Source organism: Thermopolyspora flexuosa, assembly GCF_006716785.1.
Classification (GTDB): Bacteria; Actinomycetota; Actinomycetes; order Streptosporangiales; family Streptosporangiaceae; genus Thermopolyspora; species Thermopolyspora flexuosa.
Map to the genome: position 1 here is coordinate 3,227,059 of NZ_VFPQ01000001.1, position 13,801 is coordinate 3,240,859.

Here is a 13,801-nt window from a genome sequence, read left to right on the forward strand (position 1 = left end):
CGCGTCCTCGCGCTCACGTCCGCCACCTGACACCGGGGAAGGTGCATCAGCTGACGGATCCGTCCCGTCGCTCCGGCGCGAGCCCGGAGGCCGAAGGAGCGGGTGGAGACCTCGCCGAACGACGTTTTCACCGACGGGTGACCGTGATCTACAGGACTCCGGGCAGCACCTCCTCCGACAGCTCGGCGAACGCCTGCTCCTGGTCGGCCAGGTACCTCTCCCAGGCCTGGGCGTCCCAGATCTCGAGCCGGGTGTTGGCGCCGATCACCGCGCAGTCCCGGCGCAGCCCGGCGTACTCGCGCAGATGCTGCGGGATCGTGATCCGCCCCTGCTTGTCGGGCACCTCGTCCGAGGCTCCGGCGAAGAACACGCGGCTGTAGTCGCGGACGGCCTTGGCGGTCACGGGCGCGGTGCGCAAAGCCTCGGTGATGCGCTGGAACTCCTCTATGGGAAACACATAGAGGCAACGCTCCTGGCCCTTGGTGATCACCAGACCCTCCGCCAGCTCCTCACGGTACTTCGCCGGCAGGAACAGCCGTCCCTTGTCGTCCAGACGCGGATGGTGAGTGCCGAGAAACATCGGCGCCACCTCCCGTGTCCGGTGGAGTACTCAGCGCTGCGGCACCGGCCCTCCACTGCGCACCACCTTACTCCACATCTCCCCACCGTCAACCGTTTCACACGCCTCACTCGCGCATTTTCCGCGACGTTTTCCCAGGTCAGCGGGGGTGGTGCGGAGTGGGGCGGGGCGCGGTGCCCGCCGCGCGCACGGCGTGTCGCACCGGCACGGCGAAAGCCGGCGTGCCGCCCGACTTGACAGTGCGCCCCGACAGGCCGCGGACGCTCCCCCGCGGCGGCGCCGGCCCGGCGTCGGCGACGGCGCGGGCCGCGCGTGAGCCGATCGCCGCCCGCCGGACGCCCGGCACGGCGCGCGCGGCCCGGCCCCACGGCGGCCGCGAACGTTTCTGCGGCTCCGGTCGTCTGACGAGGGCGACGGAAAACGGCCCCGCCAGGACGTACGGCACCGCCCGTGTGGCGCGCGAGAACCGGGGACCGTTCGCCTCACCTTCATCCGCAAACCACAGCAATGTGGATGAAGGTTCCATAAAGTCGTCTCGGGACCCGCCGAGACGTAGGGTCGGTACATGTAGATGGAAAAGGGTTCGCAAGGCGCCGTACCACACCGTCTTGCGGGATCTCACGGGGAGGCCCGGTGGCGATTACTCACGATGTCGGCGACCGGCTGGAGGAGCTCGCCTCCACCGCGAACCGGATCCGCGAGGCGATCGAGTCGGTGATCGAGGGCAAGGGCGCCGCCGTCCGGCTCACCCTCACCGTGCTGCTCGCCGAAGGCCACCTGCTCATCGAGGACGTGCCCGGCGTCGGCAAGACGATGCTCGCCAAGGCGCTCGCCCGCTCCATCGACTGCTCGGTGCGGCGGGTGCAGTTCACCCCGGACCTGCTGCCCAGCGACATCACCGGGGTGAGCGCCTACAACCAGCAGACCCGGGAGTTCGAGTTCAAGCCGGGCCCGGTGTTCGCGAACATCGTGGTCGGCGACGAGATCAACCGCGCCTCCCCCAAGACGCAGTCCGCGCTGCTGGAGTGCATGGAGGAGCGGCAGGTGACCGTGGACGGCCGCACCTACCACCTCGAGCCGCCGTTCATGGTGATCGCCACCCAGAACCCGATCGAGATGGAGGGCACCTACCCGCTCCCCGAGGCCCAGCGGGACCGGTTCACCGCGCGCATCGCCATGGGCTACCCGGAGCCCGCCGCCGAGCTGGAGATGCTCGACGTGCACGGCGGCACCTCGCCGCTGGACAAGCTGCAGCCGGTCGCCACCACCACCGAGGTGCGCGAGCTGATCGAGACCGTGCGCGCGGTCTACGTCGCCCCCGCGATCAAGCGGTACGCGATCGACCTGGTCACCGCCACCCGCACCACGCCGGAGCTGCGCCTGGGCGCCTCGCCCCGGGCCACCCTGCAGCTGGTGCGGGCCGCGCGGGCGCACGCCGCGCTGTCCGGGCGCGACTACGTCATCCCCGACGACCTGCAGGAGCTCGCCGTGCCCGTGCTCGCCCACCGGCTGCTGCCCAGCGTCGAGGCGCAGGGCCAGCGGCGGATGCCCGAACAGGTCCTCGCCGACCTGGTGCGCACGGTCCCGGTGCCGGAGATGCATCCGGGATCGCGGCGGTGACCACCGGGCTCCGCGCGCTGACGCCGCGGGGCAGGTCGTTCCTCGCCTCCGGCGTGGCCGCGCTGCTGTGCGCCTTCCTCTTCGGCGAGCACGACCTGCTGCGCGTGGCCGTGCTCATCATCGCGCTGCCGCTGCTCGCCGCCCTGGTGGTGGCGCGCACCCGGTACCGGCTGGGCTGCGCCCGGCGGCTGTCCCCCACCCGGGTCGCGGTGGGCAACGACGCCACGGTGACGCTGCGGCTGGAGAACGTCACCCGGCTGCCGACCGGGCTGCTGCTCATCGAGGACACCCTGCAGTACGCGCTCGGCGCGCGCCCCCGGTTCGTGCTCGACCGGGTGGAGCCGCGCGGCGTGCGCGAGATCGACTACAAGGTGCGCTCGGACCTGCGCGGCCGGTTCGCCATCGGCCCGCTGTCGGTCCGCATCACCGACCCGTTCGGGCTGGTCGAGCTCACCCGGTCGTTCACCATCACCGACACGCTCGTGGTCACCCCCGAGGTGACGGCCCTGCCGCGGGTGCCGCTGTCCGGCGAGTGGGCCGGCGGCGGCGAGAGCCGTACCCGCAGCGTGGCGGTGGCCGGGGATGACGACGTGGCGCCGCGCGAGTACCGGCACGGCGACGACCTGCGCCGGGTGCACTGGCGCTCCACCGCCCGGTACGGCGAGCTCATGGTGCGCCGCGAGGAGCAGCAGTGGCAGAGCCGCGGCGCGCTGCTGCTCGACACCCGCAGGTACGCCCACCGCGGCGAGGGACCCCGCTCCTCGTTCGAGACGGCGGTGTCGGCCGCGGCGTCGATCGGCGTGCACCTCGCCCGCGAGGGGCTCGGGCTGCGCCTCGTCACCGACCTCGGCCCGCAGCACCTCGCCGCCGACGGCGCCGGCCACGGGCTGCTCGACGCGCTCGCGGTGGTGCGGGAGAGCCCGGCGCGGTCGCTGGAGCTGGGCGTCGCGGCGCTGCGGCAGGGCGGCGGCGACGGGCTGATCGTGGCGGTGCTCGGCGCGCTCGACGAGACCGACGCCCGGGCCCTCGCCCGGCTGCGGCACGGCGGCATGACCGGCGTGGCCGTACTGCTCGACGTCGCCACCTGGCGGCCGGGCGGCCGCCCCGAGGACGAGGAGGCGGTCCGGGCGGCGGGCACGGTGCTCGCGTCGGCGGGCTGGCGGGTGGTCCGCCTGCCCGCGGGCGTGCCGCTCGCCGCGGTGTGGCCGCAGGCCGGCCGGTCCACCGTGCAGGCGCCGAGCCCGATCAGCGGAGGTGCGGCATGAGGCTTCCCCTCGCGTCCGGCCTCGCCACCGGCGCGGTCGCGCTCACCCTCTACCCGCTGTTCCAGGGCGGGGCGTGGTTCTGGTCCGGGCTGGCGGTGCTGATCGCGGTGACCGGCGTGGGCGTGCTCGCCTCCCGGTTCACCCTCGACCGGCGGCTCGTGCCGGTGCTGCAGCTCGTCGTGCTCGGGCTCATGCTCACCTGGATCTTCGCCGGGGACCACGCCTGGGGCGGGGTGGTGCCCACCCGCGACTCGGCGTACGCGCTGTGGCTGCTGCTCGTCGCCGGATTCGAGGACATCCAGCGGTACGCCGCGCCGGTTCCCCCCGCGGCCGGGATCACCCTGCTCACCGCGGGCGGCGTCGGGCTGATCGCGATCCTCGTCGACGTGTTCGCGGTACGGCTGCGCCGCGCGGCCCTCGCCGGGCTGCCGCTGCTCGCGCTGTTCAGCGTGCCCGCCGCGGTGATCAGCGACCCGATCGCGTGGCCGGTGGTGGTGATCGCCGCGCTCGGCTACATCGGCCTGCTGCTGTCGGACGGCCGGGAGCGCATCGGGCAGTGGGGGCGCGCGGTGCTGCTGCGCCGCGCGCACCGGCCGGCCGCCTCCGCCCCGCCCGGGGCGTACGCGGCGAACAGCGCGCCGTTCCGGCTGTCCGGCAAGCGCATCGGGTTCGCCGCGATCGCGCTCGCGATCCTGGTGCCCGCGCTCGTGCCGACGCTCGAGCCCGACCCGCTGTTCGGGTTCGGGGCCGGGGGCGGGCCCGGCGGGCGCGGCAACACGATCACCATCCCGAACCCGGTCGCGGGCATGCGCGGCCAGCTCACCCAGGACGAGAACGCCACCGTCCTCACCTACACCACCTCCGACGGCCGGCCCCGCTACCTGCGGCTGTGGTCGCTCGACCAGTTCGACGGCGAGGAGTGGGGCATGTCGAGCCCGCGCGGGCGGCCCGAGGACCGCGTCTCGGAGGGCCCGCTGCCCCGGCCGCCCGGCCTCGGCTCGACGGTGCGGACCGAGCGGGTGGAGACGCGGGTCACGATGAGCGAGGACATCTCGCGGCTGCACTTCCTGCCGCTGCCGTACCCGCCGACCCTGGTCGAGGTGGAGGGCGACTGGCGGGCCGACCAGACCACGCTCATGGTGTTCTCCACCCGTCAGGAGGCGCGCGGCCTCACCTACCGGGTGATCAGCGACGAGCCCCGGCCGACCCCCGAGCTGCTGGAGCGGGCCGGGCCGGCGCCCGCCGACGTCGTCGACCGGTACCTGCGGCTGCCCGCCGACCTGCCGCCCGAGATCGTCCGGCTGGCGCGCCGGGTGACCCAGGACGCGCCCACGCCGTACGCGAAGGCGGTCCGGCTGCAGGAGTGGTTCACCAAGGACGGCGACTTCACCTACAGCCTCGCCACCCGGGGGCAGAGCAACTCCGCGCTGGTCGACTTCCTCATCCGCAACCGGACCGGGTACTGCGAGCAGTTCGCCGCGGCGATGGCGGTGATGGCCCGGGTGCTCGACATCCCCTCGCGGGTCGCGATCGGCTACACCGGCGGCACCCGGGTGGGCCAGGGCTGGCAGGTCGGCACGCACGACGCGCACGCCTGGCCGGAGCTGTACTTCGAGGGGGTCGGCTGGCTGCGCTTCGAGCCCACCCCGGCGGGCGCGTTCGGCCAGGGCACCGCCGTGGCGCCCGACTACTCCGAGCCGTCCACGCCGGTCGGCGACGGTGAGCGGGACACCACCCCGTCCGACGAGCCGGCCGCCACGCCGGAGGAGAGCGAGCAGAGCGGCGAGTCCGGCCAGACGCAGCGCAACCCGCGCGAGCTCGACCAGGGGTTCGGCGCGCTGCCCGTCGAGGTGGACGAGGGCATGCCGCTCGCCGCGAGGATCGGCATCGGCGCGGCGGCGCTGCTGCTCGTCGCGCTGCTCCCGGCGGCCTGGCGCGTGCTCGTCCGGCTGCGCCGCCGCCGCGTCTGGACCACGCCGCCGGCCGTGGCGGGCGGCGGGACGGCCGACGCTGCCGGCGGCCGGGTGACGCACGCGGGGACCGGGTGGCGTGCGGGCGGCGGCGCCCGCCGGGCGGCGGTGCACGCCGCGTGGGCCGAGCTGTGTGACGTGCTGTACGACCTCGGCCTGGCGCGGCAGGCGAGCGAGAGCCCGCGGGCGCTCGCCCGGCGGCTCACCGAGCAGTACGACCTCGACGCGGAGGCGGCCGCCGCGGTGCACCGGATCGCGTACGCCGAGGAGCGGCTGCGCTACGCGCGCGACCCGGGCCGCGAAACCCCGCACCGGGACGACATCCGCCGGGTACGGCGCGCCCTCGCCGCCACGGTGTCGCGACGGCGGCGGCTGCGCGCGGTGCTCGCCCCGCCCTCGACGCTGCGGCGGCTGCGCGGCCTCGGCGAGGGCATCCTCGACGCGTTCGATCTGCTGGAGAACATCCGGCCGCGCCGCCGCGTCCCCGAATCGCGGGAGACGGCCGGCCGCTCCGGCCGGGTCCTCACCCGGACGGGCCGCTGACGGGCGTGCCCGGGGCGCGCCCTGCGGCGGCGCGTCCCGCGGGCGATCAGGACGCGGACGGCCGGGCGAGACGGATGCGGGCACGGCGAGGCCCGTCCGGTGGATGAGCGATCACCGGCCGGGGGTTCCTCCGGTCCGGCCGGTCCCGTGTCATGCCCGATCCGTGCCGTGCCGCGGGCAGGGTACGGTCACGCTCCCGCCGGCACCCTGCCCATGACGGGGCGGCGGACCGGTCCAACGGTCCGCCGCGACGCGAACGGTTCGGTCCGAGCGCACACTACGCGGGTCCGGGGGCCGGCCAAGGCCCGCGGGCCGCCGCCCGGTGGCCGTCTTGCGGGGCGCTCAGCGCTCCTCGTGACGGCGGCGCCAGCGCTCCTCCATGCGCTCCATGAAACCGGGGCGGCCGGCACGACGGCCCGGCCGGCCCGCCGGCCCGGCCGGGTCGGCGGCGAATCCGTTCATGCGCTTCCAACTGGACAGGCCCCACAGCGACGTGGCGAGCATGACCACGAAGCCGCCCACCCCCAGCGCGACACCGAGCGGGGTGAGCGGTGTCACCACGCCCACCATCAACAGCACGACACCGAGCACGAACCCGATCGAGGCCTTGATCAGACGGCGCTTGTAGTGGTTGCGCGGATCAGTGGTGCGAACGGCGTTGGCCCATTTCGGGTCCTCGGCGTAGAGGGCCTGCTCGATCTGGTCGAGCAAGCGCTGCTCGTGCTCAGAGAGCGGCACGGCGCCTCCCAAGGACGGCCCCAGTACGGGGAAGACGGCAACGGACGACACGGGGTGTCCGAACCTCGCGGTCGGTTATCCCCAGAATACGAGGCTGCAGACGCAGGCGAAAGAAAACGTCCAACCCAGACCAAACCGGTGGTGACGACACGAACCCATTCCACCAAACGGGCCCGGGTGCCCCGGCCGCGGGACCCGGTTCGCATGTCACCCCCTCCCGGCGCCTGCGCGACGTCATACCTCCATTCCATCAAACGATGCGACGATCCTGCTCGTTCACCTCCGCGTCGGCCTCGTCCGGAATCGGTCGCAGCAGCGAGGCGGGCCGGACCGCGCCGCTGCCGAACCGGCGCGCCACCGCGTCCATCGCCCGCTCCGCCTCGCGCCACCCGGTCTCCCGCTCGCCCAGGGTGAGCTGGTGCGTCGCGGTCTCGGCGGGGCGCAGGTTCTCCGCGCGGACGCCGACCAGGCGCAGCCGTACCCGCTCCAGGCCCGCGGCGGCGTACAGCTCGCGGGCGGTGGCGTAGATCTCCTGGCCGACGTCGGTGGGCTCGCGCAGGGTGCGGGAGCGGGTGATGGTGGTGAAGTCGGCGCGCCGCAGCTTCACGCTCACCGTGCGGGCCACCTGGCCGGCGGCGCGCAGCCGCGCCGCGACCCGCTCGGACAGGCGCAGCAGCTCGCGCCGGATCTCGTCCGGGTCGACGATGTCGTACGGGAAGGTCTCCTCGGCGCCGATGCTCCGGTCCGGCACGTGCGGCGTCACCCGCCGCTCGTCGCGGCCCCAGGCGAGCTCGGCGAGGTGCTCGCCGACCGCGCCGAACTCGCGCCGCAGCGTGGCCACCGGCACCTGGGCGAGGTCGCCGACGGTGCGGATGCCGAGCCGGGCCAGCGCCTGCTCGGTGCGCTCCCCCACGCCCCACAGCGCCGCCACCGGGAGCGGGTGGAGGAACTCCAGGACCCGGTCGACCGGGACCACGAGCATGCCGTCGGGCTTGCACTGGCGGGAGGCGAGCTTGGCGACGAGCTTCGTGCTCGCCACCCCGACCGAGCAGGTGATGCCGTGCCGCTCGGCCACCTGTTCGCGCAGCAGCGCCGCGATCCGCGCCGGGCAGCCGAGCCTGCGGCGGGCGCCCGCGACGTCGAGGAACGCCTCGTCGGTGGAGAGCGGCTCGACCAGCGGCGTGATCGACCGGAACAGCTCCATCACGCCCCGGGAGACCTCGGCGTACTTGCGGTGGTCCGGCGGGATGATCACCGCGTCGGGGCACAGCCGCCGGGCCCGGGTCATCGGCATCGCCGAGTGCACGCCGTACCGCCGGGCCTCGTAGGTGGCGCTGAGCACCACGCCCCGCGGTCCCGCCGCGCCGACGATGACCGGCCTGCCGCGGAGCTCGGGCCGCTCCAGCAGCTCGACGCTCGCGAAGAAGGCGTCCATGTCGACGTGGAGGATCGTGCAGCCGGTGTCGTCGGCCGCGGCCCCCCAGGGAACCGCCCGTGGCGGCATCACCTGCTTGCGCGACACGGCGCCATCCTACCCGAACAGCCGTTCGACCTGCGCGAACGGCCCGCGTGTCACCCCTCGGGCACGCGGGCGAGCAGGTGGAGCTGGGTGGCGATGTCGCGCAGCGCCGGGTGGGTGGCCGCCGCCTCCTCCAGCTCGATGAGGTGGTCGGCGCCCCCGGGCACGATGTCGACGAGGCGGCTCGGCACGAGGTCGGCGAACACGCGCACGCCGTGCGTCTCGATCACGGTGAACCCGGCCGCGGTGAGGAGCGCGGTGAGGGCGTCGCGGGTGAAGCGCCGGGGCACCGGGTCGCGGTCACCCCACCGCCCGGCCGGGTCGGTGAGCGCCCGCAGCGCCTCGTCGAACCGGCCGGCGACCGCGCGGTGCAGCACCGCGGCGACCGCGTTGGCGGCGAGCACGCTGATCAAGCCGCCGGGGCGCAGCAGCCGGGCCAGCGCGGCGAGCGCGGCGGCGGGGTCCTCGACGTACTCGAGCACACTGTGGCAGAGCACGAGGTCGGCGGTGCCCGCGGGGAGCAGCTCCGCCACGTCGGCCGCGTCGCCCTGCAGGCCCCGGACGGTCACCCCGGCCTCGGCCGCCCGCCGCTCCAGGGCGGCGAGGGAGTCGGGGCTGGGGTCGACGACGGTGACCGTGTGCCCCAGCTCGGCGAGCGGGACGGCGAAGTTGCCCGTGCCGCCGCCGGCGTCGACGATGTCGAGCCGCGCGCGGCCGGTCTCGGCCACGCGATCGGCGAGGACCGCGCGCAGCGCGCTCCACACCACGGCGGTCCGTGCCGCGGGTGACGTGGCCTGCTGCCGGGTCGCGCCCTCCGTGCGCACCTTCGGTTCGCCTCCCGGTCTGGTCGGAGCCTGGTTCGGCCGGTCACGGCCAGCCTACCGTCCTCGACCGGGAGGCGGGACGGCTCACAGCGCCAGCGACGGCTTGAGCTTCATGAAGCGCGCGAGCAGGCCGTTGACGAAGTGCGGCGAGTCGTCGGTGGACAGCTCGGCGGCGAGGTGCACCCACTCGCTGATCACCACGCCGCCGGGGACGTCGTCGGCCCACAGCAGCTCGTAGGTGCCGGCGCGCAACACGTTGCGGTCGACCGCGGGCATGCGGTCGAGGGTCCATCCCTGGGCGTAGGTGGAGATCAGCTCGTCGATCCGCTCCCGGTGCCGGCAGACGCCCTCGACCAGGAACACCGTGTACTCGTTGATCGGCGGCTGCGCCCGCTCCCGCCGCTCGGCGAGGACCTGCGCCGGGTCCTCGCCGCGCATCTCGGCCTCGAACAGGATGTCGAGCGCGCGGCGGCGGGCCTTTCCCCGTGCGGTCACCTTCAGGCCCGGCCGAGGTACTCGCCGGTACGGGTGTCGACCTTGACCCTCTCCCCGGTCGTGATGAACAGCGGGACCTTGATCTCCGCGCCGGTCTCCAGGGTCGCGGGCTTGGTGCCGCCGGTGGACCGGTCACCCTGCACGCCGGGCTCGGTGTGGGCGATGGTGAGCTCGACCGAGGCGGGCAGTTCGACGTACAGCGGCTCGCCCTCGCTGAACGCCACCGTGACGATCTGGTTCTCCAGCATGTAGTTCGCCGCGTCACCGACGGTGGCCCGGGGAACGTGGATCATGTCGTAGGTCTCGGTGTCCATGAAGACGAGGTCGTCGCCGTCGAGGTAGGAGTACTGCATCTCCCGCTTGTCGACGGTCGCCACGTCCACCTTGACACCGGCGTTGAACGTCTTGTCCACGACCTTGCCGGTCAGGACGTGCTTCAGCTTGGTACGGACGAACGCGCCACCCTTACCGGGCTTGACGTGCTGGAACTCCACGACGGACCACAGCTCGCCGCCGTCGAGCTTGAGTACCATGCCGTTTTTGAGGTCGTTCGTCGTCGCCACTAGTCATCTCCTGGTACCGCCGCGGGGCCCTCGCATGTCAGAGGACCAACAGCTCCTTGGTCGTGCGGGTGAGCAGTTCCGGCTTGTCGCCCCGCGTCACGAGAGTGTCCTCGATACGGACGCCACCTACGCCGGGGAGGTAGACTCCCGGCTCCACGGTGATCGGAACTCGATCCTTTAGTTTACAGCCCTCGCGGTCGCACTCACCGCGCCGATCCGTCACCGCCCCCGCACGGCCGGTCCCCGGCTCCCCGGCGGAGCCGTGCCGGTCGGGGGCGAGGAACGGCTCCTCGTGGATGGCGAGGCCGACGCCGTGCCCCAGCCCGTGCTCGAACCGCTCGGCGTGGCCCGCGGCGGCGATCACGTCCCGGGCGGCGGCGTCCACCCGGTGCACCACCGCCCCGGCCCGCACCGCCTCGCGGCCGGCCCGCTGGGCCTCGCGCACCAGCTCGTACAGCTCGCGCTGCCAGTCCGCCACGGTCCCGATCGCGACCGTGCGGGTCATGTCCGCGTGGTAGCCCGCGTAGCGCGCCCCGAAGTCCATGGTGAGCAGGTCGCCGCGGGCCACCGGCCGGTCGGTGGGCGAGTGGTGCGGGACGGACCCGTTCGGGCCGCTCGCCACGATCGAGTCGAACGCGGGCTTCTCCGCGCCGAGCTCGATCATCCGGAGCTCCAGCGCGCGGGCGATCTCGCGCTCGGTCATGCCGGGCCGGATCCGCTCGATCACGTCGGCGAACGCCTGGTCGGTGATCTCGCAGGCGGTGCGCAGCGCCGCGATCTCCGCCTCGTCCTTCACCTCCCGCACGGTCTCCACCAGCCCCTGGGTGGGCACCGGCCACTCCCCCAGCCGCCGGTAGGTCGCGACCGTCATGTGGTGCGCCTCGATGCCGACGCGCCCGCCGCGGGCGAGCTCGGCGAGGCGGCCCGCGGTGTCCCGGTGCTCGACGACCTCGACGTCCGGGCAGCGCCGCCGCGCCGCCTCGGCGTACCGGGCGTCGGTGGCGAGCACCGCGGAGCCGTCCGCGCGCACCAGCACCGCCGCGTTCGAGCTCACCAGCCCGGTGAGGTACCGCACGTTCACCGGGTCGGTGACGAGCAGCGCGTCCAGGCCGGGCCCCTCCGCGGACTCCTCGGGCGTCTCGGCGTATCCGGCGAGCAGTACGGCGAGCCGTGCCCGCCGCGCGGCGTGGTCGAACTCCATGTCCCCGACTGTACGGCCTCGCCGCGGTCACCCGGAGGCGAGGTGGCGCGAACCGGCGCGAGCTCTACGTGCTCGGCGGCCCGCGGCGGCGGTGTGCCCGGCCGTCGGCCGCGCACGGCCGTACAACGCGCACAGCCGTACGAAACGAAAGGTCCGGACCGGCCGGGCGGCCGATCCGGACCTCCGCCCGGCCGGGCCGCGCGGCCCGGCCGGTCAGGTCGTGATCAGGCGTGGACGTCGAACCGGTCGAGGTCCATCACCTTGTGCCACGCCTTGACGAAGTCGTGGACGAACTTCTCCTTGGCGTCGTCGCAGGCGTACACCTCGGCGATCGCGCGGAGCTCGGAGTTCGCGCCGAAGACGAGGTCGACGCGGGTGGCGGTCCACTTCACCTCGCCGGTGGCGCGGTCGCGGCCCTCGAAGAGGTTGTCGTCGCCGGACACCGGCTGCCACTCAACGCCCATGTCGAGCAGGTTGACGAAGAAGTCGTTGCTCAGCGTGCCGACCCGGTCGGTGAAGACGCCGTGCGGGGTCTGCTTGTGGTTCGCGCCGAGCACGCGCAGGCCGCCGACGAGGACCGTCATCTCCGGGGCGGAGAGGGTGAGCAGGTTCGCCCGGTCGACGAGCAGGTACTCGGCCGGGAGCCGGTTGCCCTTGCCGAGGTAGTTGCGGAACCCGTCGGCCTTCGGCTCCATCACCGTGAACGCCTCGACGTCGGTCTGCTCCTGCAGGGCGTCCACCCGGCCCGGGGTGAACGGCACCGTGACGTCGACGCCGGCCTGCTTCGCCGCCTGCTCCACCGCGGCGGTGCCGCCGAGCACGATCAGGTCGGCGAGCGAGACCTTCTTGCCGCCGGTCTGGGCGGCGTTGAACTCCTGCTGGATCTGCTCGAGGCCGCGCAGCACGACCGCGATCCGCTCGGGGTCGTTGACCTCCCAGGAGTTCTGCGGCTCGAGGCGGATGCGCGCGCCGTTGGCGCCGCCGCGCTTGTCGCTGCCGCGGAACGAGGCGGCCGACGCCCACGCGGTGAACACCAGGTCGGACGGCGACAGGCCGGAGTCGAGGATGCGGCGCTTGAGCTCGGCGACGTCCGCGTCGTCGATGAGCTCGTAGTCGCGCTCCGGCAGCGGGTCCTGCCAGATCTGCACCTCGCTCGGCACCTCGGGGCCGAGGTAGCGGGTGACCGGGCCCATGTCGCGGTGGGTGAGCTTGAACCACGCCCGGGCGAAGGCCTCCTGGAACTCGTCCGGGTTCTCCAGGAAGCGCCGCGCGATCGGCTCGTAGATCGGGTCGAACCGGAGGGCGAGGTCGGTGGTGAGCATGCCGGGCTGGTGCCGCTTGTTCGGGTCGTGCGCGTCGGGCACCAGGTCCTTGCCCGCGTCACCCTTCGGCTTCCACTGCCAGGCGCCCGCCGGGCTCTTGGTGAGCTCCCACTCGTACCCGAACAGGTTCCACAGGAAGCCGTTCGACCACTTGGTCGGCGAGGTGGTCCAGGTGACCTCCAGGCCGCTGGTGATCGTGTCCTTGCCCTTGCCGGTGCCGTAGCTGCTCTTCCAGCCCAGGCCCTGCTGCTCGATCGGGGCCGCCTCGGGCTCGGGGCCGACGTGCTCGGCCGGGCCCGCGCCGTGGGTCTTGCCGAAGGTGTGGCCGCCGGCGATCAGGGCCACGGTCTCCTCGTCGTTCATGCCCATCCGGCGGAAGGTCTCCCGGATGTCGCGCGCCGCGGCGAGCGGGTCCGGGTTGCCGTTCGGGCCCTCGGGGTTGACGTAGATGAGGCCCATCTGCACGGCGGCGAGGGGCTCCTCGAGCTCACGGTCGCCGCTGTAGCGCTCGTCGCCGAGCCAGGTCGCCTCCGGGCCCCAGTACACGTCGTCGTCGGGCTCCCAGGCGTCCACCCGGCCGCCGGCGAAGCCGAACGTCTTGACGCCCATCGTCTCGAGGGCGACGTTGCCGGCGAGGATGAGCAGGTCGGCCCAGGAGATCCTGCGGCCGTACTTCTTCTTCACCGGCCACAGCAGGCGGCGGGCCTTGTCCAGGTTGGCGTTGTCCGGCCAGCTGTTGAGCGGCGCGAAGCGCTGCTGGCCGGAGCCGGCGCCGCCGCGGCCGTCGTGGATCCGGTAGGTACCCGCGCTGTGCCAGGCCATACGGATGATGAACGGGCCGTAGTGGCCGAAGTCGGCGGGCCACCAGTCCTGCGACGTGGTGAGCACCTCGGCGATGTCCCGCTTCACCGCCGCCAGATCGAGCTTCTTGAACTCCTCGGCGTAGTCGAACTCCTCGCCGAGCGGGTTCGCCACCGCCGGGTTCTTGTGGAGGATCTTCAGGTTCAGTCGCTCGGGCCACCACATGCGGTTCGCGTCGCCCCGCGTCGGGTGCGGGAGACGCTTGTGGTCGACCGGGCAGCCCCCCTGCGCCGCGGTGGCGTCGGTGGCAGCTGCGTCAGTCTTCTCGGTCAATGGGGATCCCTCCGGACGGTGCGTCTC

Annotated in this window: 11 protein-coding genes; 3 read left to right on the plus strand and 8 right to left on the minus strand. The window is 73.7% G+C overall.

The annotated features are described in order from the left end of the window. Positions 1-148: 148 nt before the first annotated feature. The gene (gene mraZ / locus FHX40_RS13620; RefSeq protein WP_142259959.1) at positions 149-580 is read right to left on the minus strand and encodes a division/cell wall cluster transcriptional repressor MraZ; all 432 of its coding nucleotides are present in this window, start codon (positions 578-580) and stop codon (positions 149-151) included. Positions 581-1,213: 633 nt separating this feature from the next. Between mraZ and FHX40_RS13625 the strand changes: the two genes are divergently transcribed. From FHX40_RS13625 to FHX40_RS13635, 3 genes are read left to right on the plus strand one after another with little or no spacing between them, the layout of a single operon-like run. Then, positions 1,214-2,200, plus strand: coding sequence for an AAA family ATPase (locus FHX40_RS13625; RefSeq protein WP_142259960.1), 987 nt, complete (start codon positions 1,214-1,216; stop codon positions 2,198-2,200). Continuing rightward, on the plus strand, positions 2,197-3,465 hold the full coding sequence (locus FHX40_RS13630) for a DUF58 domain-containing protein (RefSeq protein ID WP_142259961.1): 1,269 nt from the start codon (positions 2,197-2,199) through the stop codon (positions 3,463-3,465). Before FHX40_RS13625 ends, FHX40_RS13630 begins: the two co-directional genes overlap by 4 nt. Continuing rightward, the gene (locus FHX40_RS13635; protein ID WP_142259962.1) at positions 3,462-5,978 is read left to right on the plus strand and encodes a transglutaminase TgpA family protein; all 2,517 of its coding nucleotides are present in this window, start codon (positions 3,462-3,464) and stop codon (positions 5,976-5,978) included. The genes FHX40_RS13630 and FHX40_RS13635 overlap by 4 nt, the downstream gene beginning before the upstream one ends. A 342-nt stretch (positions 5,979-6,320) precedes the next feature. Here the strand turns inward: FHX40_RS13635 and FHX40_RS13640 are convergent, their stop codons facing one another. From FHX40_RS13640 to katG, 7 genes are all read right to left on the minus strand, one after another. Further along, positions 6,321-6,716: a DUF3040 domain-containing protein gene (locus tag FHX40_RS13640; protein ID WP_142259963.1), complete on the minus strand. Its 396-nt coding sequence runs from the start codon at positions 6,714-6,716 to the stop codon at positions 6,321-6,323. A 250-nt stretch (positions 6,717-6,966) separates the two neighbouring features. Beyond that, positions 6,967-8,220: a DNA polymerase IV gene (locus FHX40_RS13645; RefSeq protein WP_142261770.1), complete on the minus strand. Its 1,254-nt coding sequence runs from the start codon at positions 8,218-8,220 to the stop codon at positions 6,967-6,969. 68 nt (positions 8,221-8,288) lie between these two features. Next, complete coding sequence (locus FHX40_RS13650) at positions 8,289-9,059, minus strand: methyltransferase domain-containing protein (RefSeq protein WP_142259964.1); 771 nt, start codon at positions 9,057-9,059, stop codon at positions 8,289-8,291. Between the two features lie 84 nt (positions 9,060-9,143). Then, the gene (gene nusB / locus FHX40_RS13655) at positions 9,144-9,554 is read right to left on the minus strand and encodes a transcription antitermination factor NusB (RefSeq protein WP_142259965.1); all 411 of its coding nucleotides are present in this window, start codon (positions 9,552-9,554) and stop codon (positions 9,144-9,146) included. 2 nt (positions 9,555-9,556) lie between these two features. Then, the gene (gene efp, locus FHX40_RS13660; RefSeq protein ID WP_142259966.1) at positions 9,557-10,117 is read right to left on the minus strand and encodes an elongation factor P; all 561 of its coding nucleotides are present in this window, start codon (positions 10,115-10,117) and stop codon (positions 9,557-9,559) included. A gap of 37 nt (positions 10,118-10,154) precedes the next feature. Beyond that, on the minus strand, positions 10,155-11,318 hold the full coding sequence (locus FHX40_RS13665) for a M24 family metallopeptidase (RefSeq protein WP_142259967.1): 1,164 nt from the start codon (positions 11,316-11,318) through the stop codon (positions 10,155-10,157). A 224-nt stretch (positions 11,319-11,542) separates the two neighbouring features. Beyond that, positions 11,543-13,774, minus strand: a complete 2,232-nt coding sequence (gene katG / locus FHX40_RS13670) for a catalase/peroxidase HPI (RefSeq protein ID WP_142259968.1) — start codon at positions 13,772-13,774, stop codon at positions 11,543-11,545. Between the last annotated feature and the right edge of the window lie 27 nt (positions 13,775-13,801).

What these genes read in the sequence shown, in the direction of transcription:
- mraZ (WP_142259959.1), bottom strand. Translation starts at nt 580, where the DNA reads ATGTTTCTCGGCACTCACCATCCGCGTCTGGACGACAAGGGACGGCTG.
- FHX40_RS13635 (WP_142259962.1), top strand. Translation starts at nt 3,462, where the DNA reads ATGAGGCTTCCCCTCGCGTCCGGCCTCGCCACCGGCGCGGTCGCGCTC.
- FHX40_RS13645 (WP_142261770.1), bottom strand. Translation starts at nt 8,220, where the DNA reads ATGCCGCCACGGGCGGTTCCCTGGGGGGCCGCGGCCGACGACACCGGC.
- FHX40_RS13665 (WP_142259967.1), bottom strand. Translation starts at nt 11,318, where the DNA reads ATGGAGTTCGACCACGCCGCGCGGCGGGCACGGCTCGCCGTACTGCTC.